This is a genomic window from Fibrella musci (assembly GCF_041321105.1).
Taxonomy (GTDB): Bacteria; Bacteroidota; Bacteroidia; order Cytophagales; family Spirosomataceae; genus Fibrella; species Fibrella musci.
Window position 1 is genome coordinate 725,785 of the sequence record NZ_JBGGWD010000001.1, and the last position, 24,522, is coordinate 750,306.

Sequence of the window (24,522 nt, forward strand, 5' to 3'; positions counted from 1 at the left end):
TTAAACATCAAACTCCAAACATTACACTCAATTTTGCTAGCTTTTCTTGCCGATACGCAGGCGCCGATGTGGATTGAGGCCCTGTTTCTTAAGAAGCGGAACAACGTAAAGGCCACCCAAGCCATTTTCCGCGAATTGCTGCGCCGCCGCCCCGAAACGCTCTACTGGCTGGGCGACGTGGTGGTGCTGGGGTACAAGAACAACGCCTGGCCGATGGTCGATACGTTTCTGGCGCACTGCGACGAAGTTGGTATCGATGTGAAGGCCATCCTGGGCAACCACGACGTAATGGGTCGCCCCAAAAAAGGACAGCGGAACTTCCAGCGGCGTTTTGCCGATCACGTACCCACGGGCTATGCCCACGTCACCGACGGGGTCGGCGTGATTCTGCTCAACTCCAACTTCAGCACGCTGACGCTGGAGCAGCAGAAAGAACAACAGACGTTTTATGAAACCACGCTGGCGGCCTACGATGCCGATCCGACCATCCAGTCGGTTATTGTCACCTGCCACCATGCCCCTTTCTCCAACAGTCGGCTGGTCGGGTCAAGCAAGCCCGTGCAATTGCGGTTTGTGCCGCCCTATCTGGCCTCCCAGAAAGCGAAGCTTTTCATCACAGGGCACGCTCATGCTTTCGAGCGATTCGAAACGGGCGGTAAAGTTTTTCTGGTCATTGGCGGCGGCGGCGGGCTTCATCAGCCGCTTTACACCGACCGTCACGAAGACCGGGCTCCCGACTACAAACCCATGTTTCACTACCTGACCGTCGAACCCGAGGGCGATTTGCTGCATGTCTGCTCGCATCGCCTCTCCGACGACCAGACCAACTTCGTCGACGGGTACGGGTTTGTGGTGTGAGCAGGGGCAGCGCGCAGAGATCAGTATGCAGTTAGGTGCAGCAAAGACATTGCATACTGTACACTGATCTCTGCATACTGCCTCAAGGCACTGGGTCGTAGCCGTGGCCACCCCAGGGATGGCAGCGGCCGATGCGTTTAAGGCCCAGCCAGCTGCCCCGCAATGCGCCGTGCTTTTGTATCGCCTCGACCATGTACTGTGAGCAGGTCGGCGTATAGCGGCAGGCATTCGGGAAGAAAGGCGAAATCGCTCCCTGATAAAAACGAACGAAGGCGATCAGCAGGTAACGCATCATAGCAGGTGCTGTTGTTGGCTGGTTTGGGGCTACTGTCACGCCATCTTGACACAACAGCCAACAGTAAAGAGTAAACAGTGAACACAAACCAATATCTTTGCCCATAACAAGGAAATCTCTATTTGATTCACCCTCATCGCACGAATGCTTGCCTACATCACCTGGGACGCGGACCCGGTTCTTTTCTCCGTCAACGCCTTTACACTTTTCGGCATCAATTTCGGTCCCTTTGAAATTCGCTGGTATGGTTTGCTCTTTGCCGCTGGTTTTCTAATCGGCATGCAAATCATGACGCACATCTTCCGCAAAGAGAAAAAACCACAGGAAGACCTCGACGCGCTGCTCATCTACATGGTTCTCTCGACCGTGTTGGGTGCCCGGTTCGGCCACTACCTGTTCTATGAACCCGAAGTGCTGTTTCGGAATCCGCTCGAAGTGATCCTCCCCCCCTACCGGGGCCTCGCCAGCCACGGCGCCACCATCGGCATTCTGACGGCCCTGTGGCTCTATTCGCGCCGCAAGTCGAGCCAGCTGACAGGCCAGACTTTCCTCTGGACAACCGACCGCATCGTGATCGTGGTGGCCTTGGCCGGGGCCTGTATCCGGCTTGGTAACCTGATGAACCACGAAATTGTGGGGCTGCCCACAACGGTACCCTGGGGGTTCATCTTCAAATACAATAATGAATACCCGGTGGGCGTACCACGGCATCCGGCTCAACTTTACGAAGCCCTCTCGATGCTGACGTTATTCGGGGTGCTGCTGGCCATCTGGAACCGAACAAAAGAGAATACGCCACGCGGGTTGCTGTTGGGCATCTTTCTGATCTGGTGCTTCGGGCTGCGTTTCTTCTACGAATACCTGAAGGAAAATCAGGTGGCGTTTGAAAACACGCTCCCGCTCAACATGGGTCAGATCCTGAGTATTCCGGCTGTGCTGTTCGGTATTTACTTTGTGTGGAATAGTCGCCGGATGGCCTTACCGAAGGCCTAGGTACGTTCCTTAAAACGAACTAACATCACGAAGCGGATGGGGGTAACCTCATCCGCTTTTTTGTTCCGTTTACATTGATGATCAACGCGTTCAATCAAATCCCTACCCAACGTACCCAGCCAATATCTACATTGGGCTATCAGCTACGTGGCTGATAAACTAAACCCCTTTTGTTCGAATGAAAACTGGTTTACTATCCATCTTGGGTACGTTCTGTTTGTCAGCGATGTTGGTGAGTTGCGGCAGCAAAGACAAGGAGCAAAACGAAGACGACGGCGCTACGGCGTCGGTCGGTGGTACGCTGAACGCCGTGCAGGAAATGGCCAAACAAGCCGAAGAAGCCCAGAAAAACGGCCCTGTTGAAACCGTCGATTTTCGCAAGCTCAAAGAACTGCTGCCTGCGGAGGCCGATGGGCTCGCGCGCAAATCGGCCACAGGCGAGAAAAACGGCATGGCCGGCTTTACGATCTCTACAGCTACGGCCCGCTATGAAAACGCCGACAACAGCGAAAACATCGAACTCGCGCTGGTCGATGCGGGCGGGTCGGGCGCGCTGATGGGCCTTGCCGCCTGGACGATGGTCGACGTTGATAAAGAAACCGAGGACGGCTACGAACGCACGACCAAAATGGGCGATAACAAATGCTACGAGAAGTATACCAACAGCAGTAAATCGGGCGAGATCGCCATGGTTGTCAAGAGTCGTTACATCGTGACGGCTAAAGGCAATGGCGTATCGATGGAGAAACTCAAAAGTGCGCTCGAAGCCATCGACACCGACGAGTTAGTCGCGCTAAAATAAGCCGGTACCGACACTTAAACCGCCGTTGCTTTGCCGAGAAACAGCTCGTGCAGGCGTAAGATTTGCGGAAGAAGCAGGTTCGCTTCATCGTTGATCAGCACAAAGTCGGCTAGTTTAAGGCGGGCCTCCTCGCTGATCTGCCGGTCGATGATCGCCTGTATCTCGGCAGTCGACCGTTGTGGGTCGCGCTGCCGAATGCGGGCTACACGCAGCGGTTCCGGTGCCGTCACGACCACCACCGCGTCGAGGTCATTGCCATCACCGGCCGCGTTCATCAGGGCCGCTTCTTTAAGGACATACGGATACTGCTTATGTTCATCGGCCCAACGCGCCGTATCAGCAAATACGCGCGGGTGAACCAACGCGTTGAGTTGCTTCAGCAACGCGGGGTTGGTAAACACCTGCGCGGCCACAAACGCGCGGTTATACTGCCCGGCGGCGTCATAGGCGGCTGGGCCCAGTAGCCGGATAATATCGGCTTTCAGGATGGGGTCGTGGTTGGTCAGCCACTTGGCACGCTCATCAGCCTCATAAACAGGCACATTGAGTATCCTGAATACATGACAGACGGTGCTTTTGCCGGAACCAATGCCCCCAGTAATTCCTATTTTTTTCATACAATCTCAACTGGTCGCGCAAACCACTATACCTGTCTACAGGCTGCAACGGCCATAATTCGTGCCGCGTATGGGAGTAATCAACGGGTGCCGCCCGTTCTACTCAATTTTAACGGTACTATCGGCGGCAACAGCGCTACCGGTAAAAAATTAAACTGAGTAAAAATTCTTTGTGACATATGTTAGTGGTGTAAAGTCTGAACGGTTATGATTGCATTACAACCGTTGCTGACCCTTTAGCGGGGCAGATCAACCCGTTTGTACCTTCATATAGCCATACATTTTGGATGACCGGGTAAACTAATGCTATTATAAATAGTGAGTTAAAGTTCGCTTTGAACTTTTTCACTTACCCAAAAATTCATAAGTTTGGTAAACAAACCGTTACATTTCGCATGCGCCCAGATAACCCATATCACTCTAACCAGTTAACCCAATTAGTAGTATGTACTCATGACAGCCTCAACCACGAAAGACGAGGAGCTGATACGGATGTATCTGGCGACACGTAAGAATCAGTATTTTGAAACGCTTTACCAGCGGTATTCGAATAAGGTATACCGCCGCTGCTTCTCCCTAACGAAATGTTCGGCCAAAGCAGAAGATTACATGCACGACATCTTCATCCGCGTCCACTCAAACCTGGGAAATTTCAAAGAACGATCTACTTTTTCCACCTGGTTGTATTCCATCTCCTACAACTACTGCATGGATCAGATCCGGCAAAGCCAGCGGCTTTCGATGGTGATGATCGACGAAGAGATGGAGCATTACATTGCCGATGAGGTAGAATACGACCACCGTGAAGAGCAAATTCAGACGCTCAACATGGCCATCAAAACGGTCTCTTCCGATGAAGCAATGCTCCTGAAGTTGAAATACGAAGAAGATCTCGACATTAAAGAGATCGCCGAAAAGTTCAACCTGAAGGATAGCGCCGTAAAAATGCGCCTCAAACGTACCCGCGATAAGATTCGGAATCATTACACGTATCGCCTGAACGGTTAACCGAAGCGCCTCTTCCCAACGTGATTTGTGTTGTGTGCCAATCCTGGCACAAGCCTCCTTCACAAATCGCCGACGGAAACAGCTTTCGTTCCAGCTTATCGCCCTATTGTCTGCCGGTTCCCTCCGTACCGGCCTGTTGTTCGTACCGATACCGATTACTACAGGTACACCGCTCAGTCAGCGCTTACGCCAGCAACGTCTGGCTTACCAGTTCCCTCTCTATCTTACAGCCATTCACGCCAGCGTCCATCTTGCCGACAGCCTGTCGGAAGCTCTTTTGCCGCCTTCCCGCTACCCGATTTCGCCTAATTCAGTAACCGTTCCAACAGAGTCGGCCCGGTAATGCAACAATTTTGACGGGTTTGTGCTTACTTAGTCGTGATCAAGCTAATCATACTATCATGACTATGACACGGAAATCTTCCCTGCGTTTGCTGGCTTCTGCACTTTTGCTCGGCTCAGTAGCCACCCTCAGCAGTTGCTACGAGAATACACCAGCCGCAAACACGGCTCCGATTCCACCCGCACCCATCCAACTTACGGCTACGCTAAACGGATCGCAGGAAAAACCAACCTCGACCACCTCGACCGCTTCAGGTACGTTCGCCGGCACCATCGACCGCACTTCGCGTGTGCTGAGCTACACGGTAACGTTTACCGGTATTACCCCAACGGCCGGCCACCTGCACCGGATCACCAACGCCGATGGGACAGGTCCGGTAACGGTTCCGTTCTCGTCATTGACCTCGCCTATTACCGGCACCACGAGCTCGCTGCGTCAGTCGCAGGTCGATAGCATGGTGGCTGGTCAGTTTTACGCTAACCTGCACACGCCTACTTATCCCGCCGGCGAAATCCGGGGCGATATTCGGGTGAAGTAAGGTTCAACGTCCAAGGTCCAATGTTCAAAGCAGGCTGACGCGTCTTACTCGGGCGTCAGCCTGCTTTGAACATTGGACCTTGAACCTTAAACGCTACAGCACCCCTTTAGTGCTCGGCAGGCTGTCCAGGGCTTTAATGTCGCGCTTGACGGCCATTTTGATTGCCTTGGCGAATGCTTTAAAAATGGCCTCGATCTTGTGGTGTTCGTTATCACCCTCGACCCGGATATTGACGTTGGCCTGCGCCGTGTCGGCGAACGATTTAAAGAAGTGGAAGAACATTTCGGTTGGCATCTCGCCAATTTTCTCCCGCTTGAATTCGGCGTCCCACACCAGCCAGGGGCGACCCGAGAAATCGATGGCTACCTGCGCCAGCGCTTCGTCCATCGGCAACAGAAAGCCATATCGGCTGATTCCCCGCTTATCACCCAGTGCCCGCCGGTAAGCCTCGCCCAGCGCCAGTGCCGTATCTTCGATCGTGTGGTGTTCGTCGATGTGCAGATCGCCATCAACGTGAATGGTGAGATCAGCCCCGGAGTGCTTGGCCAGCTGGTCGAGCATATGGTCGAAGAAACCAAGGCCCGTATGCATATCGGCACGGCCGGTTCCGTCCAGATTCAACTCGATCCTGATCTTCGTCTCGTTGGTATTACGCTCTACGGAGGCCGTGCGGGCGGGCAGACGCAGGAACGTGTAAATATCGTTCCAGTTGTCGGTTGTCAGCGCAATCGCCTGTCGCATGGCATCGGTCATGCCGGCGGTGTCGGCGCTTTGTGTGGTCGGGTTGGCATTGGGCGGCACAAACAGAATAGCTTTGGCACCTAGGTTCACTGCCAGTTGCACGTCGGTGAGTCGGTCGCCAATGACGTAGCTGTTGGCCAGATCATACCGGCCCGTGTTGGCCCCGTCCAGGTACGCCGTGAGCATGCCCGTGTTGGGCTTGCGCGTCGGGGCATTATCGGCGGCGAAGGTGCGGTCGATCAGTTGGGCGGCGAAGTGGATATTTTCGCCCGCGAACGTACCCAGCATTTTGTTGTGAGCAGGCCAGAACGTACTCTCGGGAAAAATATCCGTTCCCAGCCCGTCCTGATTCGTCACCATTACCAGTTCATAAGGGGTTTCTTCAGCGATGCGGCGCAGGGCCGAGAATACATTCGGAATAAACTCGAGTTTTTCGAGTGAATCGATCTGAAAATCCGTCTGTGGCTCGATGATGAGCGTACCGTCACGGTCGATAAACAATACAGGTTGCATGGCCGCGAAGTTACGCAAACGGATATGGTCTTGGCACAGGTGACCCGACTGAAAAGCGCGGTGACGACCGCCAGTACCTACCGTCTAATCAACAAGTATAGGCACTCACCGCTGAGCTTTATCGCTTTGTACAGCTTATTGACAGCAAAACTTTTGTGGGCGTTTATGGGCAAAAAAGGCCTCCAGGTGGCTTTTTCGCTATATTTGAGCCGTTGATTACCCCTTACAGCGGTTATCTAGTAACATAACAAAATCTAATCAACCTGCTTACCAGGTTGGTGACTCGTATAAAGGTAACTCGATTTCATACGCTCTGTACTTAGTAGTATACATCTATTACATAGTGCCTACGTACCGATAATTTTCTCTCGTACCAATGCCTCTACCAGATAGACATCCATACCTTTTTATTCCAACACACAGTCAGTTACATACAATAGCGTCCAAAAAACAGAATGCAAAACCAGCGAAGCAGTAAGCTCACCCGAATAGGTGTGTTCTATGATGGTAATTATTTTCTTCATGTAAGCAACTACTACAATTATTCTCACGAGCGCCGCAGCCGTATCAGTATATCTGGGCTACACTCATTTATCCGTAGCCAGGTAGCCGACGTCGAAGATACCGACATCCACCTGTGCCAGATTGTTGATGCCCACTATTTCCGGGGTCGCCTGAATGCGCACGAAGCCAGTCAGCGTGGTAATCAACTCTTCTACGACCGTTTGTTCGACGACATTCTGATGTCGGAAGGGGTAGTTACCCACTACCTGCCCGTAAAGACCTATCAGGGGTATCGACAGGAGAAAGGCATCGATGTCTGGCTGGCCCTGGAAGCCTACGAACTGGCTACCTACAAGCAGTTTGATGTGATGGTACTCATCACGGCCGATGGCGACTACGTGCCGTTGATTCGAAAGTTAAATACGCTTGGTACCCGCGTAATGGTGCTTAGCTGGGATTTCGAATACCTCAATGACGAAGGCGAAAAAATGGTCACGCGCACCTCACAGGATCTGCTGGAAGAAGTGTCGTACCCGGTTGCCATGCATCAGGAAATCGACAATCGGGTTCGTAAAAACGATTCGATGATCCAGAACCTGTTTGTGAAGCAACAGCCCCGCACCGATGGCCCCCGGTTTGAGCCGTCGCCACGGCCCTATGCCAATACCAACGGTAGCTACGCCAACGGCAACACCACCAACTACCCCGCCACTGAAACGGACCCGGACGCCGAACCCGCCGATGAAAACGGGCTTGGGTTTGACACCGAAGGCGAGCGGTTTGAAAGCACCATCCGCAGCCTGAAAACAGGATACGGGTTCATCAACTGGCCGCCCAACAACCTGTTTTTCCATTACACCAGCGTTACAGCAGGCGATTTTAACGACTTCCAGGTCGACGATGTGGTGTCGTTCCGTATTGGTAAGAACAACGAAGGCAAAGACATCGCCGTTGATGTGCAGGTCGTTGAATATCACGAAGGTTAATTAGTTGAGGCGGGTTTGTCGGCCCGGCTGGCCAACCCGCCCTTATGCTTCATCAATGAACGTGTTTCGCTTTGCGGCTCCCGACCTCGCCGACTGGCGCTGGCGTCTGCTGGCAACCGCCGAAACGGCGTTTGACGCCTTTGTTTATCTGAACAACAACGGCATCGCTTACCCTAACGACCCGTTTCCGAACCGCCTCTACGCGGGCGCGAAGCGGGTCGTTTCGTTTACGGGTCAGGCCGACCTTCAGACGCTCGCCGATTTCCACGCCCGGCACCGTTGCCACCTGGCTGGGTACGTTGGGTATGATATCAAGAATCAGATCGAGGCTTTGCACAGCCGCCACCCAGACCGGCTGGGGTTTCCGGATAGCTGGTTTTTTGAGCCCAGGTACGTTGTTGACATCAGCCCCGATGCCATTGAGGTGCACACTGACGAGGCGGATGCCGGCCCCTGGAAACGTTGGTTAACCGACTCCACGACGCTCCTCCCCTTACCTCCTGCCCCTAACCCCACTGACGCCATGATACAGGCGCGGGTTAGTCAGGCCGAGTACGAGACGGCGGTCCAGCAGATACGGGCGCTCATCGAAATGGGCGACGTTTACGAACTGAATTACTGCATCGAGTTTTACGCCGAACAGCTGGCGCTTGACCCTGTAGGTACGTACCGTGCCCTGTGCGGGCGATCGCCGATGCCGTTTTCTACCTTCCTGAAACAGCAGCAGCGGTACGTGTTGGGTGCGTCGCCTGAGCGTTTCCTGAAACGAACGGGGGAGCGGTTGCTTTCACAACCTATTAAGGGCACGATCCGCCGGGGCCAAACGCCCGACGAAGACGAGGTGCTGAAACAGCAACTTCGGACAAGTGAAAAAGAGCAGGCCGAAAACCTGATGATTGTGGATCTGGTGCGTAATGATCTGGCTCGGTCGGCGCAAACCGGCACGGTGCAGGTCGATGAACTGTTTGGCATTTACACCTTCCGGCAGGTGCATCAGATGATTTCGACGGTATCGGCCACGGCCCGCCCCGACGCCTCGCTGGCCGACATACTGAGTCACGCCTTCCCGATGGGGAGTATGACGGGTGCTCCCAAGATTCGGGCCATGCAGCGCATCGACGAACTCGAAGCCAGCCGACGCGGAGTGTATTCGGGAGCCATTGGGTACGTTACCCCCGAGGGCGACTTTGACTTCAGCGTGGCAATCCGCAGCATTTTCTACGATGCCGCCAGTCAACTAGCCAGTTATAGCGTGGGCAGTGCCATTACCTACGACGCCGACCCGGCGCAGGAATACGCCGAGTGCTTGCTGAAAGGCGACGCGATGCGGGCCATTTTGGGCGGTTCATAACCTGTGTCGGCAGGGTTATGTACAGGCTCCTACCAAGCTGAAAGCATAACGGCGGCTTCATGAATGCATAACATAGGGCACATCCACCGCCACTAGCTTTGTGGTGTCCAACAAGCCCGTTTATGCGCCATCCATTTCACCCTTTCGTTTACAAAGCCCTGCACTGGCTTTTCATGGGTATCGTTGCCTGGCTGATCCTTTTCGGACGCCTTGCCGCCGCCTAGTCTTGGTTTAGCGGGCTACATACCTTCAAATAGTACAACACTATTCACATACAGACTTGCTTTTCACTAAAAAAAGTCTTACTTTTGTAGCTGAATTCAAGCGACATCCGTCGGCTTCTCTCTGTTCTTAGCGGCATCTCTTGCCGCACTCGTTCATAACAAGGTGGTTTACAGAGCCAGGCCCGGATGTACAAACAGTACAGGCTGTGGGTGATGGTTCCTCCTGACGAGGGTCAACAACGCTGTTCTAAGCGATTCAAAAATCCAATTGGGTATTCGGTAGGGGAAGGGTTTTTCTGCAAGGGTATGGGTTGGTGCTTAGTTGGTCTGCCGCACACGTCACTGTTTGCTTGACGAATCGTCCGCCGTATGCGGGCTTCATTACTTTTTATTCTTTTTTATGACTCTGGAAAACATCCAGTCTGATCTCGACGAAACCGTCGAACAACAACCCGTGCAGGAAATGGCCGCACAAGAAGAGCAACCCATCCAGGAAGCTGTACAGGCACCTCAAATTAAAGACACGATTACGGTTCAGCCCGACGCGCCCAATCAGCGCACATTTGCCGATCTGAACCTCTCACCCGATATGCTGGCGGCTGTTACGGAAATGGGCTTTACGACGCCCTCTCCTATTCAGGCCGAAGCGATCCCCCCCATTCTGGCTGGCCGCGACGTGATTGGTCAGGCGCAGACGGGAACGGGTAAAACCGCCGCCTTTGGTATTCCGGCCCTTGAGCTGGTCGATCCCAGCGACCGCAGTGTACAGGTATTGATTCTGTGCCCGACCCGCGAACTCGCCCTGCAGGTAACCGAAGAAATTCGGAAACTGAGCCAGTTCAAGCGTGGTGTGTTTATCGAAGCCATTTACGGTGGTGACTCAATTGAGCGGCAGATTCGCTCGCTCAAGAAAGGCGTGCATATCGTAGTGGGTACGCCCGGCCGTGTGATGGACCACATGGAGCGCAACACCCTGAAGCTCGACAACGCCAAAATGATTGTGCTCGATGAGGCCGACGAAATGCTCGATATGGGCTTCCGCGAAGACATCGAGAGCATACTCGAAGATTTCCCGACCGAGCGCCAGACGGTGCTGTTCTCGGCCACGATGTCGAAACCCATCCTGTCGATTACGCAACGGTTCCAGCAGAACCCGGTGCTGGTGAAAGTGGTGAAGAAGGAACTCACGAACACCAACATTGAGCAGGTGTTCTTCGAAGTAAAACCCCGCGCCAAAACCGAAGTAATGTGCCGCCTCATCGACCTGTACGACCTGAAACTGATGCTGGTGTTCTGTAACACGAAGCGGAAAGTAGAAGAGATTGTGGAAGAAATGATGGTGCGTGGCTACCAGGCCGAAGGGCTGCACGGTGACCTGCGTCAAGCGCAGCGTAACAACGTGATGAGCAAATTCCGCTCGGGCGTGACGACGATCCTGGTCGCTACGGACGTAGCCGCCCGTGGTATCGACGTCGATAACGTCGACGCAGTTATCAACTACGACGTACCCCTCGACGAAGAGTATTATGTACACCGGATTGGCCGCACAGGCCGGGCCGGGAAGTCAGGCCGGGCGTTTTCGCTCGTAAGCCGCGACGAGAAATACCGGTTCCGCGACATCCAGAACTACACAAAGGTTCGGGTGGAGAAGGGCGTTATTCCGTCGTTTGAAGACATCGTAGGTATCCGGAAGGCTCGGTTTATCGAGCAACTGGCCGACGATATCCGTACCAGCAAAGACCTGCACCTGTACGAAGATATGCTAACCCAACTGCATCACGAGGGCTTCTCGACCGATACCATCGTGTCGGCCCTGATGAAGCGCAGCATGGGTATCGAGAAAAACGAATTCTCGGATCAGGACCTGAACGCCGAAGATCGCCGCAATGGCAAATTCGACAAAAACGACCGTTTCGAAGATCGTCGTGGAGGCGATTCACGCGGTGGTCGTTTCGAAGACCGTCGCGGCGGTGATCGCGGTGGCCGTTTCGAAGATCGTCGCGGCGGTGATCGCGGTGGTCGTTTTGAAGACCGTCGTGGAGGCGATTCGCGGGGTGACCGTTCATTTGGTCCGCGCGATGGTGGCGATGGCCGTAAAGGTTATTTCACCAAAGACAACGAGCGCGTACCCCGTGAGCGTGAAGCCAACATGACGCGTCTGAGCGTGAGCATTGGCCGTCGCGATTACGTGCGTCCCGGTGATATTGTTGGTGCCATTGCTGGCGAGTCGGGTATCCCCGGCAGCAGCATCGGTAGCATCGACATCTTCGACAAGCACACGTTCGTCGACGTACCCAACGATGTTGCCAACCGCGTTGTTACGGCGATGGATGGCAATAACATCAAAGGCCGTCGGGTCAATGTTGAAGTGGCCCGGTAAAAAATAAGGTTCAAAGTTGAAGGGTCCAATGGTCAATGATGCTCTACTAATGCAGAGCAGCGTTGATCATTGGACCCTTCAACTTTGAACCCTACTTGATATCCAATTGCTGAATCAGCGGGTTGGCTTCGGGCGTGAGCGTAAAAAACACGTCGACAGCGCCGCGTTCACCCACCATGCGGAACGTACCCCGCAGGTTGTTTTCGGGAATCAACTCCTCCATCCGCACGACCTTACCGATTTTCTCAAACAGCGCCTGCGTGTTGCGCCGACGTAGGTCAACGGGTGTATCGGGGAAGAAATTCTCGGCAAAAATGCCACTGGCTTCAGCCTTATCAAAGTTGGGCAACAACCGCACCAGTTCGGCTTTGCGTTGCGCCAGAATAGCCGAAGGCGGCAGCACCCGCGGTTTCAGTCCTGCCAGCGCAATGAGCGTATCGAGCGCCGCCGTGTTCAGCGTGCGCATACCCGCGTAGGTCAGGTTGGCGCAACTAATAATCCCGATGCCGTAATCGGGCATCACCTGCCACTCGGTGCCGAAGCCGGGCAGCCCGCCGCTATGCCCTACACTCACGCGTCCGCCGCAATCACGCGCCCAAACCAGCCCGTAGGCATAAGCCTGCGCTGTTGGGCAAAGCCGCCCCGATGGGTACCGGAACTGGGCATTTAGCCCCCGAAAATTCCAGGGTTGCTGCATCTCCCGCAGCGAACTACGCCGCACGGGTCCGGTTTCTGCGCCGTCGCGGGCAGGCCACGCGCTCAGGTGCAACGCCATATACCGGGCAAAGTCCTCAACCGTCGTGATCAGACCACCCATGGCACCCCAGGAGCCATCGGGCAGGGGTGTTTCGGCCAGGTGTTGGCCCTCCTGCCAGCGGTAGCCGTTTACGTAGCGATTAGGATCCGCTTTGCGGTAATCCCAGATTGTGCTGGTCATACCCAGCGGGCGCAGAATGTTATCGGTGATGTATTGCTGATACGGCTGCTTGGCAACGTTGCTAATGATCCGCCCCAGCAGGGTGAAGCCTAGGTTACTGTATTCATAGGCCACACCCGGCGCGTTGGCTACCGATAGCCCACCACGCAGAAACTGGCTCAATTCGGCTTCTGAGTCAGCCAGTTGCCGGTCGCCCCAGGGGTTGTCTTCGGGGAAGCCGGCAGCATGTGTCAACAGGTGTCGGATTGTAATCGGGGGCGCGTCGGTCGTAAGCGGTTTAAGGCCCTTCAGTTCGGGAACGTACCCAGCCGCCGGGTCGTCGAGGCGTAATTTGCCTTCGTCGCGCAGTTTCAGAATAGCCATCGCCGTGAGGCTTTTGGTCATCGACGCAATACGAAACTGAGACTGCGCCGTGACAGGCCGTTTTGTAGCCAGATCGGCCTCACCAAGGCCTTTGCCGTAGACCAGTTTACCATCGACTACTACGCCAAATCCAATGCCAGGTACGTGGCGTTGAGCGGCATAATCGCTAAAGATTTTCTCGACGACGGGCAAGGCAGCTTCGATGCGGCGGAGCCGGTCATCGGCTGTGGGTACGTTGTTGGCCGGTTGGCAAAACGAGCTCAGCGGCAACGCCAGGAACAAACAGAGTAGCGGATGTTTCATACTGCAAGGTAACAAGCCACCCTACTGCTGAAACGCTATTGCTTCACTAACGCTTAATTTTCTGCTTCGACAACTCCTGTTCCGCCGGCTGGATCGCAGCGTAGGTACGTCCAGACATCGAATACCCCAACAGGCTAGGCAATCGATTTGGGGCAGACTCCCCTACTCTTCGTAATAGTATCCGAAAATGATCCCCATTTCGTCTTCGCTGGTCAGGCCAAACTTCACGGTTTTGCTCGTCGTGTTGTTATAGGTGATTTCCGACGTCAGGCCTTCGCCTTTGGCCAGCGTAATGGGTGTCTTGAAGTTGATGATATCCGGATGCTCCCAGTCGGTGGTGCTATAGACGACCTCACCATCGCGTGTTCCCCCCTTGATGCGGATCACAAACTTCGTTCCCAGCTTGTGCATGTGTGAGGTTAGCGTCAGTACCTGTCGGGTTTTGGTGGTTACCAGAAACGTTTTCTTGAACGTCATTTCCTGCCCCGCCGGAATCGACAGGTTGGTATTCCCCAGATTCAGCGTACGCACTACCTTCGTAACGGCCGCTTTGGGTGTCGTATAAAAGTTAAGATAGGCCTCACCCTGCATCGTGGTCTTGCCTTTGTTGACGTAGTGCGCGTTCAGGTCGACCGAGGAATTGGCCGGAATCAACAGCGCCGCGCCTTCCGGAAACGAATAGTCGAGATTGGGCGATTGGCTACCCGCCAGATACACGTGGTTGCTCATTTGCAGCACCGTAGCGATGTTCAGCGAGCCGTCGGTATTGCGCAGATCACGTACCTGATTGAGCGGCGGTGCCAATGCAGGCGACTCGAAATCGTGTGCAATGAAATGGTGGCTACCAGGCCGCATCGACACGGTGAAGCGGTTCACGTAGATTTCGTCGGTGTTACCCACGTTTTTCCGAACAAACAGTTCGCGTTCAAAATTGGGGGCTACATCAAATGGGTCGATACGCAATTGATACCCCTTACCGGCAACAGGCGCAGCTGGTGCCTGAAAGCTCGCGTTAGACCCATTGCTGGGGGTTTTATCATCCAGCAAGGTAGGGTCGATGAGGTTGCCATCCGGCAGCGCGCCACCGTCGATCCAACGCCGGACAAATTCAATCTGCCCAACGCTGAGTGGATCGATTCCCAGGGGCATTGGGTTTCCGTAATTTTTACCGCTATGGTGTGCAGCGTCGAAGTTTAGCTTGTGATAAAGCAGACTTTTCTGCGACTCGAAGGCTTTGACGCGTTTCAGGCCGTCGGTCACGGCCAGCGCATTTTTAGGGTCGACCCCTACCAGATTCTTGTACGCCTCGCCAGCCGCCAGTACCAGCCCATGCTGCTTAAAGGCCGCATCGTTTTCCGACGCGTGGCAGCCCGCCGTAGCACAGGAAGGCGTCAGGATTCGATTCTGGATCAGCCCAAACGTGGTCTGCTCGGTAGCGGTTGGGGCGTCGTTGGTCAGTTGCTTACTACAAGAGGCCATCAGACCAGCAAAGGCAAACGCAATAGCAAGGACGAACGACTTTCTCATAGTACAGTTACGGTAGACGGGGCAGACGGTTGCCTAGAACTTCAATAGAAAATGCTGACGTGGCTGCTGACGGCGAAAAAACACCAGCCCTATACCAAACAGATCAACCGTTACCTGAACCGACGGATGGCTCTTGATGGTTGCCCAGGCCTGTTCCATCTCAGCCGACCAGTGAATGTCGTCGAAGATAAACAGCGAGTCGTTGTGTGCTTTTTCCAGGCAACTACTAAAATATTGGATAGTAGGCTGATACCGATGATTCGCATCAAAAAACACGAAGTCCAGACTGCGTATTTCTGCCAATTGAGACGCCAGCGTTTTACTTAGGTCACCAACAACTATATCAACGTTTTGATAACCCAGTTTATCGAGATTTTGTCTCGCTTTGCTGGCGATATTGGGGCAACCTTCAAACGTAACAACTCGACTGTTGGTGTGCGCAGCAGCATCGGCCAGGTAGGCGGTTGTCAGCCCCAGCGACGTACCCAGTTCGAGAATAGTTGTGGGGTTGAACCGGTGCACCAGCCGGTTGAGGAGTTGTGCGTAGCGAACCGGTTTCTGGGCCGATCGGGCAATTTGCCCCAGTTGCCGCGATTGCCCGGCACCCGTACGCGAGCCCGCGCCGAGGTCGGTTACGTTGATGGTTTCGGTACTTTGGCGGAGTTGATGCCGCAGTTGCTCGATCGCCTTAAACGGCGTTGCCTCAGAACGAGCACTGATAACCTCGGTATAGAGGGCGTAGACAAAAGGCGAATGGAGGCCGTGGGCGTTACCCGCCCGCCACCAATGCCGGAGATAGGCCTTGATCAAGAATTAATTCAACTGGAACGGCACCACCATCGTGAATTCGGGCACCTGAATACGAAACTGTTTGCCGTCGATGATCCGCTCGACCAAATAGGAGCCCACCATTTTACCCATGCTGGCGTGCAGGTTGCAGCCCGACACGTACTCGTGGCGTTCGCCGGGTTCGAGCACGGGTTGCAGGCCAATGACGCCTTCGCCCTCTACCTCGCGTACCTCGCCGGTCGCGTCGTAAATGAGCCAATGGCGGCGCAGCAACTGAATCGTGTGCTCACTGTGGTTTTCAATGGCAATGCGGTACGTAAAGACAAAGTGCGCCTGCAATGGACTTGAATAGCCATGCTGGTACTCTGTTTTTACAATTACCTCTATGCCTTCCGTTACGGCAGAAACCATAAACAAAGCTCGTTTTAGACAACCTTAGAACGTAAAATAAGTTGATAAGTTTGCCAGGTCAATCGGCCTGTCGGAAATTATTTTTCCGACTTCACTCCATTTCTTTCTTACTATGAACGTTACAATCGCCGAATCCTGGAAACCCTACCTACAACCTGAGTTTGACAAACCCTATTTCCCAAAGTTAGCCGAATTTTTACGGCAGGAATACAGCACCCAGCGGATTTACCCGCCCGGCCGTTTGATTTTCAACGCGTTCGATCAATGCAGTTTCGACGATACGCGCGTGGTCATTCTGGGGCAGGACCCGTACCACGGTGAAGGACAGGCCAATGGGCTTGCCTTCTCGGTAGCCGATGGCATCACCAAGCCGCCGTCGCTCATCAATATTTTCAAAGAAATTCAGGATGATTTGGGCAAACCCATCCCCAAATCGGGTAACCTGGAACGTTGGGCGTCGCAGGGCGTGATGCTGCTTAACTCAACGCTGACGGTGCGGGCCGGTCAGGCGGGGTCGCATCAGGGTAAAGGCTGGGAAACATTTACCGACGCCGTTATCCAGCTTCTTTCCCAGCAGAAAGAGCACGTGGTGTTCATGCTGTGGGGGGCCTACGCCCAAAAAAAAGGAGCCGTCATCGACGACTCCAAACACTTCATTCTGAAGGCTAAACATCCGTCGCCTATGGCGGCTCAATGGGGTGGCTGGTTTGGCAATAAACACTTTAGCCAAGCCAACACGTACCTAGAAAGCAAAGGGTTGGCCCCGATTGAGTGGTAAAAAAGCGTTTGAGGTTTCGTGTTCACCGTTTGATGTTAGCTGACGCTCACTACTCTGGCGTCAGCTAACATCAAACGGTGAACACGAAACCTCAAACGTTCTTAGTTATCCGTCGCCAGCTTGTTGAGGGCTAGCTCCTGCGCTGAGATCGGCCAGATGTAGCCGTTTTCTGAGGCAGCTTTGGCAGCCACTGAGCCTTTTGCCGGAATAGTTTGCAGCAACCGCACCAGGTCGTTATTCCGCAGGCCTTCACCGAGGAATTCGATGTTGCGTTCCAGCAAAATAGCGTTGGTCAGCTCGGTGGCGTTGGCGAAGCTAGTCGTCGTATAGGTGATCGACGCGTCCGACCGGTTGCGAACAGCACTCAGCAGCGCTACCGCCTGTGCATCCACCGCATTGGCCGTACGCACTTTGGCTTCAGCCAGGTTTAGCAACACTTCTGAATACCGAATAACCGGAACATAGTCGGTATACGGGCTAACTGTCTTGTACTTGATCAGCCAGTTCTTGGCGGTAGCCCCCGTGCCAGTTTGACGAATAAAAGACCGGCGGCGGTCGGTAGCCGTCCAGTTCGGGTTGGCAATAATGCCACTCGGGTTCAGCGAATACTCCGCGCCCCCTGTTCCGCCATTGCTCGCATTCGGCTGGAAGTAGAACGCCAATTGGTTCTGCGTACCGGGGAAGTCACCCGCCGTGGTGGTCATCGGCATCGAGAAAATTGACTCGGTAGTCGTGAAGTTCGTAAACACCGTAGCAATGTCGGCTTGTAGGCGGTGGTTTACACCCGTCGGCGCATTGAACGGAGCGGTCGAGCTCACGATCTTGTTCGCCTCCGTAACCACGTCGGCATAACGTTGCATGGTTAGGAAGACCCGCGTTTTCAGCGCGATAGCTGTGTTTTTATGGGCTCGCGTCGTGTTTTCACCCGTACCGCTGTAGGTCAACGGCAAGCCGGTTTCGGCTTCATTCAGGTCTTTTACGACCTGTGCATATACATCAGCCACCGTACTCCGCGCCAGATCCGATTGGCCTGACCCTTTGATCCCGTTCAAGCGAAGGGGTACGCCGGGTTTATTGCCGTTCCCATCGGCGTAGGGCCGAGCATAGTATTGCAGCAGGCTGTAGTACGAAAGCGCCCGAATCAGCTTAGCCTCGGCGATATACCGGGCAGCGGCATCTGCCGGTACGACTGTAGCCGGCACAGTGGCCATGCCGTCGATGAATACGTTACACTTATTGATGCACAGGTAAGCGGCAGACCAAAGGTTCTGCACCGCCGTAGCACTGTTGGTGGCGTTGAGGTTCCATACATCTGAACCCGTCACAAGGTTCGAGGTTTCGTTGAGGAAATTTTCGCCCCGAATGTCGCCGTAGATCAGGTAGCGGCCGCCATAAAAGTTCCCGTCTTTTAGCGCGCTATAGAGTGACAGCAGCTGCTGTTGCACCCGGCTAGCGGTACTAAACGATGAGGCATCAGACACCGACGTCTGCGGAATAGGGGTCAGCAGGTCACGATTACAGGCCGACGTACCCAGGAGGAATGCGCCTAACAGAGACGCTTGTACTAGTATTTTTTTCATGGTTGATGGTCGGTATTAGAAACCAGCCCGCAGGCCAATAGTGATAGTCCGGGCGTTGCCGACCGTATTCCGGTCTACGCCTTGTGAGCTCGTGCTGTTGCCGTTTGACGACACTTCCGGATCAGGACCAGGATAGGCCGTCAGAACAGCCAGGTTTTGTCCCTGAACGTACAACCGCACATTGCTCAAGCGAACGCGCTGTGCCAGGCTCGCGGGCAGGTTATACCCCAGCGATACTGTCCGCAGCTTCACGAAATCACCCTTGAATACGTTGATATCCATCGGGATGGCCGAACCGTTCGACGTATTGTCGCCGAAAACAGGCTTGGCGTACTTCTTACCCGTATCGCCTTCTTTCATCCAGGCGTCGGTCAGCACATCGCGGGCATTGTTCCAGAACCGTTGGTCATGCAGACCAGCGTTGGTGCCATAATAGACGTAGAAACCGGTCTGATAGGTCAATAGCACGTTCATATCGAACGGACCGAGGCGGAAGGTGTTGTCCCAGCCACCATAGACTTTCGGCAATACGTTGGCATACATAACGGCGTCGGCGGCTTGCGTAATGGCCGTACCACCCGTTGGGCTAACGTACCGGGTCCGGCCGTCAGGCGTCGTCGAATAGTTAAACTGACCGGCCGCACCGGGTGCGTAGAACTGATAGTAGACGCTCTGGCCAGCCGAGTTTACGAAGATGCGCTTGCCAGTTGCCGGGTCAACACCAGCCGTCGGCACTACCCACAACGTACCCAGCGGATAGCCAACCTGCGTGCGGTTGACCGTCTCCAGACCCGACGTACCTGTCAGGATCGACTCCAGACCGGGTGCCAAGGCCGTTACTTCGTTTTTGTTGAACGTGATGTTGAAGCTCGACGACCAGGTAAAGTTCCGCTTGTTGATTACTCGCGCATTCAGCGACAGTTCAAGCCCCCGGTTATACATCCGCCCTACGTTCTGCGGCAGGGTCGTACCCGGAACACCCGTTGAAGGCGATTGAGGTACGTTCAGGATCAGGTTATCGATGTCGTTTTTGTAATAGGCAACTTCTCCCGTAATGCGGTCGCTAAACAAGCCGAAGTTAAAGCCGAAGTCGGTCTTGGTGCTCGTCTCCCAACGCAGTTCAGTATTTCCTACTGTCTGAAAGGCGAGCGTAGCCAGGCCGCCATACAGGCCCGAGCCATAGATCGAGTAGGGCGAGTAGTCGCCAATACCGCCGATGTTCCCCACTTTACCGTAGCTACCCCGCAGGCGGAACGTACTTACCGTGTTGCCGAGACCAGCCCAGAAGCCTTCTTTCGTCAGATCCCAGCCCGCCGAAACACCATAGAATACCCCTTTCTTCTGGCCAAGGGCCGAGTATTCATCCTGCCGAACATTGCCGCTCAGGAAGTATTTCTCTTTAAAGTTATAGTTCAACCGGCCAAAGCCCGAGAGCAGGTAGTTCTCACCGAAGCCCATCCCGGTAGGGTTATTTACAGTCCAGCCAGCCTGAATGATGTTATAAGCAGGATCTGACAAGCCCTGGCGGTTGATTCCGTAAGACAGAAATGTACGGCGCTGCTGCTCCTGACCAACGAGCAGGCTAACGTTGTGCGCTTCGTTGAACGACTTATCGAACTGCGCCGTATTAGTCCACAACCAGGTTTTATTCCGGGCAAAAATGCTCGAGGCATTACCCTGCGAAGCATTACCATCGCTCGATTGCGGTGCCTGGAAGATGTCGTTATCCACAAACAGGTAGTCGATGCCGTACACACTACGGAGGGTGATCCAGCTGAGGGGTTTCACCTGCAGGTAGACACTGGCCTGAACGTGGTTGTTCTCGCTGTTCGACCGGTTCAAATCGAGCATCGGCTGTGGGTTGGGATACGAGATCGCCGTGCCGACAACGTTAGTACCTGTTCCGATGGCCGGTCCATTGATGTTGTATGACCCGTCGGCATTATATACAGGCAGGATTGGCGGCAGTACAAGACCAACCCGACCCAGCCCGCTGGTGTTGAAGGCTTCCCCGTTGAGTGAGCCCGATGTTCCGGCCGACAGGTTCTGTTCGTTTGAGTACGACGCTTTACCACCGATCGTTACGGCCTTACCCAGCTTGCTATCGACGTTGAACAACGTGTTGATGCGTTGGAAGTCGTTGCGGCGAATAACCCCCTGCTGGTTGGTGTAGCCCGTTGAGAAGTAGTAGTTGGTATTGTCGTTACCACCCGATACGTTCACGGTATGGTTGTTGGATACCCCCTGCCGGTAAATATAATCGTACCAGCGAGTCTCGATGGGGTTACCATTAGCGTCGTTGGTCTGCGTGAATTTCACGGCCGACTGCGACGGGTTATTGGCTACAGCCTGCGTTTTAAAGGCGATGTATTCGCTGGCGTTCAGCATCTGCGGCAGGCGGTAAACGTTCGAGAAACCTACCCAGCCGTCGTAGTTTACTTTCACCTTGCCGGCCTTACCACGCTTGGTCGTGATAAACACAACCCCGTTGGCTGCTCGCGAACCGTAGATGGCCGTGGCGGCGGCATCTTTGGCGATATCCATCGTCTCGATGTCGTTCGGGTTGATGCTCGCCAGTGGGTTGGCCGGGGCGTTAGTCAGGCCCTGGTCACCGGTATACGTCGGGATACCGTCCACGACAACCAGCGGATACGAACTTAGCGAGATGGAGTTAGTACCCCGGATACGGAATACCGGCGGGTTGTTTACCACGCCGTTCGGCACCGTGATCTGCACCCCGGCCGCACGCCCTGCCAGACCCGATTCAAAGCTCTGGATAGGTTGTGTGGCAATAGCCGATCCTTTTACCGACGAAATGTTACCTGTGGTTTCCTGCCGGGTCTGCGTACCGTAGCCCGTCACCACCACCTCACTCAGCTGTTGCGAGTCGCCTTTCAGCGCAATGGTCACCTCCGATTGGCCGTTCAGCGCAATTTCCTGCGAGCTGTACCCGATAAAGCTAAAGACCAGCCGCGCGTTGCGGGGAGCACTTAACTGAAAACGCCCCTCACCATCGGTGTTGGTGCCACGCGTTGTACCTTTTACCTGCACGCTTACTCCTGGCAGAGCAGCGCCGTCGTCTGATGAAGTGACCCGACCCCTCACTGTCATGTCCTGTGCCATCAGCGGCAACGAGAACAAGGCAAACAGAAGCCAGCATCCCGTAAATAGTTTACTCATAGAATTACACAAGTTAAGTTAGATGAGCGACCAGCAATACCCCGACACGTACCTGAGTAATCCTTGTTTTTCAGTGATCATCTCAGTGTTCGGTGTATTCTCATTTCGCAGTGCAATGTTAATGACACTTTACGTAATGACCAATTAATATTCTGAGAAAAGTATAATTAGTGAATAGTTATCAATATTAATTTTCCGTTTAAATAATAGTACAAATCCGATAAAATATGCCTATATTGCGCACAAAATAGTATTAATACTCATAAACATATACTTAACCATTTATTTAAAAAATCATATTTCATCATTTATTGAAGCCAACCAATATTGCCTGTTTACACCCCCATTTACTTCTAGTCAGGCGCATACATAAATGATTATGATTACATTTTATTAAGGCACAAAAAAAGCGCCGCTGAGTGATCAGCGGCGCTTTTTTAATACGTCAACAATTAAGGCACTAGCCGGGCACGTACCTGTTGCGTCACGATCTGCGTGTTATCATCGAGAGTAACCAGGAAGATAAACGCGATCTCACGGGGTGTGTACGGGTCAGCCGACGGCGTCGTATTGACACCTGTTCCAAACTTCGTGCGGAAAGCCGCCAATGTGGTTTCAAAGACGGCAGTTGTGCCTGTAGCAGCAATTGGAGCGGTGTTGATAATGGCCGAGGCTGTATTCAACGAAGCCGCATTTACGGCTGTGCCACCACCCGCTACGCGCGTGATTTCCTTGATGGTGCGTCCGCTCGACTGGGGAATCGACAGCGTGTACCGAATCGTACCCGCCCCTGCCGCAGAAACCTCGATGTACGGGTTTCCGCCAAACGTGGTGGCACCGGTGAACGTTACGGGCACCGCCGGGCGATTGTCGCGCACTAGCGGGCCATACTCCAGATCATCTTTGCAGGCAAAGTTGGAAGTAACCAACGCCACCAGCAGCAAGCTTTTTATGATTGTCTTTGTCATGTGTCTCAATGATTTTGCCGTGAACATCCGTTAGTTAGCGTCCCACCACACCTTCACATTCGACTGCGGGGGGGCTTGTGGGAAATTCGGGTTCCGCTGAATTTCTTCCTGAACGTATACCGCCCGAACCGGGATCGTGCCATCAACACCCGTCGCGTTTTGCGAGCGCGTATTGATCGACGCCGGGTAGCCCGTGCGGCGGTAGTCGTTCCAAAGCTCGATACCGTTGCCCGTGAAAGCGATGTACTTCTGCGTGATAATCTGAGCGATTTTCTCCTCGTTGGTACCTGTTAGTGTAGCCACCTTGGGGTTAGCCGCCAGGTACGTATCGATCTGCGCGGCCGTCAGGCCTGCCAGGGTCATCGACGCCCGAATGCCTTCCGTGTACAGCGCCTGTGGATCGCCGGGGGTACCCAGCCGAAGGGCTGCCTCAGCCAGAATAAATGCCCGCTGGAAGTTGGTCAGCAACCGCACCGGACCTTCGCCGTTCGCGCCAACAATAGCCGCCCCGTAGCGCGAATAGTTAACCGGAGTTGGGTAGCCGCCCCGCTGTCCGTTATCGGCGGTGCCGTAGTTACCCGCGGCGTTGCGCGTGAAGAAGATCGGCAACCGGGGATCATTGAGGCTCTGAAGCAGGTTCAGATAGCGCGTGCTCAGGATCAGATCATCACGGAACAGACTGATGTACGTGTACTCATAGCGCGGATCGCGGCTCCCTACGGCACCACCAAACGCCACGTTCAGGTCCTGCGCGTTTGAGTTGATGTAATTGCCGCTTTGCAGTACTTCGTTGATCACCGTGGTGGCCAGCGTCGGGTTCTTCACGCTGATCGTCGAGGCCAGTTTCAGCAGCAACGTACCCCCGGCACGCCGCCAGTTGGCCAACGTACCTTTGTACACGACATCATCCAACGTACCTGGCACCAGGCCAGTTGGACTACCGTTATTGCTATTCAAATCAGCCAGTCCCTCGCGCACCAGATCAAACAGGCTCTGAATCCCCAGCGACTGATTGCCCTGATAGATATCTTCCTGCTTATCGAGGCGCGGTGTCAGGTTGGTTTCACCCAGCAACGCCTGCGAGTACGGAATATCGCCCCAGGTATCGGTTGCCAGCGCGAAGGTGTAGGCCTTCATGATCTTGGCGATACCCGTGTAAGCCCGCGCATTCGGAGCCGTATTGATGATCTGCTGGTAGTTGACCAACGCGCCACCGAAGATCTCAAACCGCCATTGGTTGCCGAAATCAGCGGCCGTGACGTTGTAAGTATCGTAGTTGGCCGGGCTACCGGCGGCGCCCGTGAGCTGCTGCGTCACTACCGACGAAAAACGGTTCAGCTCGTTGGCGTTGGCAAACGCCGAGCCGATCAGCGATGACGACAGCAATACCGATGGCGGCACTGCCGTGGGGTTATTGGGCGTGACGTTGACGTCTAAGAACTTGCTGCAACTGCCCAGCCCAACGGCCAATGGCAGCAACAGCAATGATTTTTTTATGACTGAATTCATGGATACGAAACGATAAAGTGTTGA

20 protein-coding genes are annotated in these 24,522 nt (G+C 54.2%); 9 read left to right on the forward strand and 11 right to left on the reverse strand.

The genetic code is table 11. The features are described from left to right. Window positions 1-33: 33 nt before the first annotated feature. Window positions 34-858, forward strand: a complete 825-nt coding sequence (locus ACAW74_RS02915) for a metallophosphoesterase family protein (protein WP_370696688.1) — start codon at window positions 34-36, stop codon at window positions 856-858. Between the two features lie 82 nt (window positions 859-940). Here the strand turns inward: ACAW74_RS02915 and yidD are convergent, their stop codons facing one another. Beyond that, window positions 941-1,150: a membrane protein insertion efficiency factor YidD gene (gene yidD / locus ACAW74_RS02920; protein WP_370697217.1), complete on the reverse strand. Its 210-nt coding sequence runs from the start codon at window positions 1,148-1,150 to the stop codon at window positions 941-943. A gap of 147 nt (window positions 1,151-1,297) precedes the next feature. Between yidD and lgt the strand changes: the two genes are divergently transcribed. Together lgt and ACAW74_RS02930 are read left to right on the forward strand one after the other, a co-directional pair. Beyond that, window positions 1,298-2,146, forward strand: coding sequence for a prolipoprotein diacylglyceryl transferase (gene lgt, locus ACAW74_RS02925; RefSeq protein WP_370696689.1), 849 nt, complete (start codon window positions 1,298-1,300; stop codon window positions 2,144-2,146). 178 nt (window positions 2,147-2,324) lie between these two features. Continuing rightward, complete coding sequence (locus ACAW74_RS02930) at window positions 2,325-2,948, forward strand: transposase (RefSeq protein ID WP_370696690.1); 624 nt, start codon at window positions 2,325-2,327, stop codon at window positions 2,946-2,948. 14 nt (window positions 2,949-2,962) lie between these two features. Here the strand turns inward: ACAW74_RS02930 and coaE are convergent, their stop codons facing one another. Further along, a complete protein-coding gene (coaE, locus tag ACAW74_RS02935; RefSeq protein ID WP_370696691.1) occupies window positions 2,963-3,565 on the reverse strand; it encodes a dephospho-CoA kinase in 603 nt (200 codons plus the stop codon). 453 nt (window positions 3,566-4,018) lie between these two features. Between coaE and ACAW74_RS02940 the strand changes: the two genes are divergently transcribed. Together ACAW74_RS02940 and ACAW74_RS02945 are read left to right on the forward strand one after the other, a co-directional pair. After that, on the forward strand, window positions 4,019-4,573 hold the full coding sequence (locus ACAW74_RS02940; protein ID WP_370696692.1) for an RNA polymerase sigma factor: 555 nt from the start codon (window positions 4,019-4,021) through the stop codon (window positions 4,571-4,573). Window positions 4,574-4,974: 401 nt separating this feature from the next. After that, window positions 4,975-5,454, forward strand: coding sequence for a CHRD domain-containing protein (locus ACAW74_RS02945; RefSeq protein WP_015331814.1), 480 nt, complete (start codon window positions 4,975-4,977; stop codon window positions 5,452-5,454). Window positions 5,455-5,547: 93 nt separating this feature from the next. Here the strand turns inward: ACAW74_RS02945 and hisB are convergent, their stop codons facing one another. Continuing rightward, complete coding sequence (gene hisB / locus ACAW74_RS02950) at window positions 5,548-6,708, reverse strand: bifunctional histidinol-phosphatase/imidazoleglycerol-phosphate dehydratase HisB (RefSeq protein WP_370696693.1); 1,161 nt, start codon at window positions 6,706-6,708, stop codon at window positions 5,548-5,550. A gap of 455 nt (window positions 6,709-7,163) precedes the next feature. On the opposite strand from hisB, the gene ACAW74_RS02955 reads away from it, so the two are divergent. The 3 genes from ACAW74_RS02955 to ACAW74_RS02965 all read left to right on the forward strand — a co-directional run bounded on the left by ACAW74_RS02955 (window position 7,164) and on the right by ACAW74_RS02965 (window position 12,153). Then, window positions 7,164-8,198, forward strand: coding sequence for an NYN domain-containing protein (locus tag ACAW74_RS02955; RefSeq protein ID WP_370696694.1), 1,035 nt, complete (start codon window positions 7,164-7,166; stop codon window positions 8,196-8,198). Between the two features lie 55 nt (window positions 8,199-8,253). Continuing rightward, entirely contained in the window at window positions 8,254-9,549 is a 1,296-nt protein-coding gene (locus tag ACAW74_RS02960; RefSeq protein ID WP_370696695.1) for an anthranilate synthase component I family protein, read from the forward strand. Between the two features lie 624 nt (window positions 9,550-10,173). Continuing rightward, entirely contained in the window at window positions 10,174-12,153 is a 1,980-nt protein-coding gene (locus ACAW74_RS02965; protein WP_370696696.1) for a DEAD/DEAH box helicase, read from the forward strand. A 91-nt stretch (window positions 12,154-12,244) separates the two neighbouring features. On the opposite strand, the gene ACAW74_RS02970 is transcribed toward ACAW74_RS02965, so the two are convergent. The 4 genes from ACAW74_RS02970 to apaG form a co-directional block, all read right to left on the reverse strand. Continuing rightward, window positions 12,245-13,756 (reverse strand): serine hydrolase domain-containing protein, encoded by a 1,512-nt coding sequence (locus ACAW74_RS02970; protein ID WP_370696697.1) that lies wholly within the window; start codon window positions 13,754-13,756, stop codon window positions 12,245-12,247. A 162-nt stretch (window positions 13,757-13,918) separates the two neighbouring features. Continuing rightward, window positions 13,919-15,283: a monooxygenase gene (locus tag ACAW74_RS02975; RefSeq protein WP_370696698.1), complete on the reverse strand. Its 1,365-nt coding sequence runs from the start codon at window positions 15,281-15,283 to the stop codon at window positions 13,919-13,921. Window positions 15,284-15,316: 33 nt separating this feature from the next. After that, on the reverse strand, window positions 15,317-16,093 hold the full coding sequence (locus ACAW74_RS02980) for an O-methyltransferase (protein WP_370696699.1): 777 nt from the start codon (window positions 16,091-16,093) through the stop codon (window positions 15,317-15,319). A 3-nt stretch (window positions 16,094-16,096) separates the two neighbouring features. After that, the gene (gene apaG, locus ACAW74_RS02985) at window positions 16,097-16,483 is read right to left on the reverse strand and encodes a Co2+/Mg2+ efflux facilitator ApaG/CorD (protein ID WP_015331804.1); all 387 of its coding nucleotides are present in this window, start codon (window positions 16,481-16,483) and stop codon (window positions 16,097-16,099) included. Window positions 16,484-16,595: 112 nt separating this feature from the next. On the opposite strand from apaG, the gene ung reads away from it, so the two are divergent. Beyond that, window positions 16,596-17,261, forward strand: coding sequence for a uracil-DNA glycosylase (gene ung / locus ACAW74_RS02990; RefSeq protein WP_370696700.1), 666 nt, complete (start codon window positions 16,596-16,598; stop codon window positions 17,259-17,261). Window positions 17,262-17,362: 101 nt separating this feature from the next. Here ung and ACAW74_RS02995 read toward each other — a convergent pair whose 3' ends face one another. The 4 genes from ACAW74_RS02995 to ACAW74_RS03010 form a co-directional block, all read right to left on the reverse strand. Continuing rightward, window positions 17,363-18,841, reverse strand: coding sequence for a RagB/SusD family nutrient uptake outer membrane protein (locus ACAW74_RS02995; RefSeq protein WP_370696701.1), 1,479 nt, complete (start codon window positions 18,839-18,841; stop codon window positions 17,363-17,365). 15 nt (window positions 18,842-18,856) lie between these two features. Then, window positions 18,857-22,021, reverse strand: coding sequence for a SusC/RagA family TonB-linked outer membrane protein (locus ACAW74_RS03000; protein WP_370696702.1), 3,165 nt, complete (start codon window positions 22,019-22,021; stop codon window positions 18,857-18,859). Window positions 22,022-22,473: 452 nt separating this feature from the next. Further along, entirely contained in the window at window positions 22,474-22,989 is a 516-nt protein-coding gene (locus ACAW74_RS03005; protein WP_370696703.1) for a hypothetical protein, read from the reverse strand. Window positions 22,990-23,019: 30 nt separating this feature from the next. Then, window positions 23,020-24,498 carry a SusD/RagB family nutrient-binding outer membrane lipoprotein gene (locus ACAW74_RS03010; RefSeq protein WP_370696704.1) on the reverse strand — a complete coding sequence of 493 codons (1,479 nt, stop codon included), beginning with the start codon at window positions 24,496-24,498 and terminating at the stop codon, window positions 23,020-23,022. Window positions 24,499-24,522 lie beyond the last annotated feature (24 nt).

Coding starts and splice junctions, on each gene's coding strand:
- yidD (WP_370697217.1), bottom strand. CDS start 1,150: ATGCGTTACCTGCTGATCGCCTTCGTTCGTTTTTATCAGGGAGCGATT.
- lgt (WP_370696689.1), top strand. CDS start 1,298: ATGCTTGCCTACATCACCTGGGACGCGGACCCGGTTCTTTTCTCCGTC.
- ACAW74_RS02930 (WP_370696690.1), top strand. CDS start 2,325: ATGAAAACTGGTTTACTATCCATCTTGGGTACGTTCTGTTTGTCAGCG.
- coaE (WP_370696691.1), bottom strand. CDS start 3,565: ATGAAAAAAATAGGAATTACTGGGGGCATTGGTTCCGGCAAAAGCACC.
- ACAW74_RS02940 (WP_370696692.1), top strand. CDS start 4,019: ATGACAGCCTCAACCACGAAAGACGAGGAGCTGATACGGATGTATCTG.
- ACAW74_RS02945 (WP_015331814.1), top strand. CDS start 4,975: ATGACTATGACACGGAAATCTTCCCTGCGTTTGCTGGCTTCTGCACTT.
- hisB (WP_370696693.1), bottom strand. CDS start 6,708: ATGCAACCTGTATTGTTTATCGACCGTGACGGTACGCTCATCATCGAG.
- ACAW74_RS02955 (WP_370696694.1), top strand. CDS start 7,164: ATGCAAAACCAGCGAAGCAGTAAGCTCACCCGAATAGGTGTGTTCTAT.
- ACAW74_RS02960 (WP_370696695.1), top strand. CDS start 8,254: ATGAACGTGTTTCGCTTTGCGGCTCCCGACCTCGCCGACTGGCGCTGG.
- ACAW74_RS02965 (WP_370696696.1), top strand. CDS start 10,174: ATGACTCTGGAAAACATCCAGTCTGATCTCGACGAAACCGTCGAACAA.
- ACAW74_RS02970 (WP_370696697.1), bottom strand. CDS start 13,756: ATGAAACATCCGCTACTCTGTTTGTTCCTGGCGTTGCCGCTGAGCTCG.
- ACAW74_RS02975 (WP_370696698.1), bottom strand. CDS start 15,283: ATGAGAAAGTCGTTCGTCCTTGCTATTGCGTTTGCCTTTGCTGGTCTG.
- apaG (WP_015331804.1), bottom strand. CDS start 16,483: ATGGTTTCTGCCGTAACGGAAGGCATAGAGGTAATTGTAAAAACAGAG.
- ung (WP_370696700.1), top strand. CDS start 16,596: ATGAACGTTACAATCGCCGAATCCTGGAAACCCTACCTACAACCTGAG.
- ACAW74_RS02995 (WP_370696701.1), bottom strand. CDS start 18,841: ATGAAAAAAATACTAGTACAAGCGTCTCTGTTAGGCGCATTCCTCCTG.
- ACAW74_RS03000 (WP_370696702.1), bottom strand. CDS start 22,021: ATGAGTAAACTATTTACGGGATGCTGGCTTCTGTTTGCCTTGTTCTCG.
- ACAW74_RS03005 (WP_370696703.1), bottom strand. CDS start 22,989: ATGACAAAGACAATCATAAAAAGCTTGCTGCTGGTGGCGTTGGTTACT.
- ACAW74_RS03010 (WP_370696704.1), bottom strand. CDS start 24,498: ATGAATTCAGTCATAAAAAAATCATTGCTGTTGCTGCCATTGGCCGTT.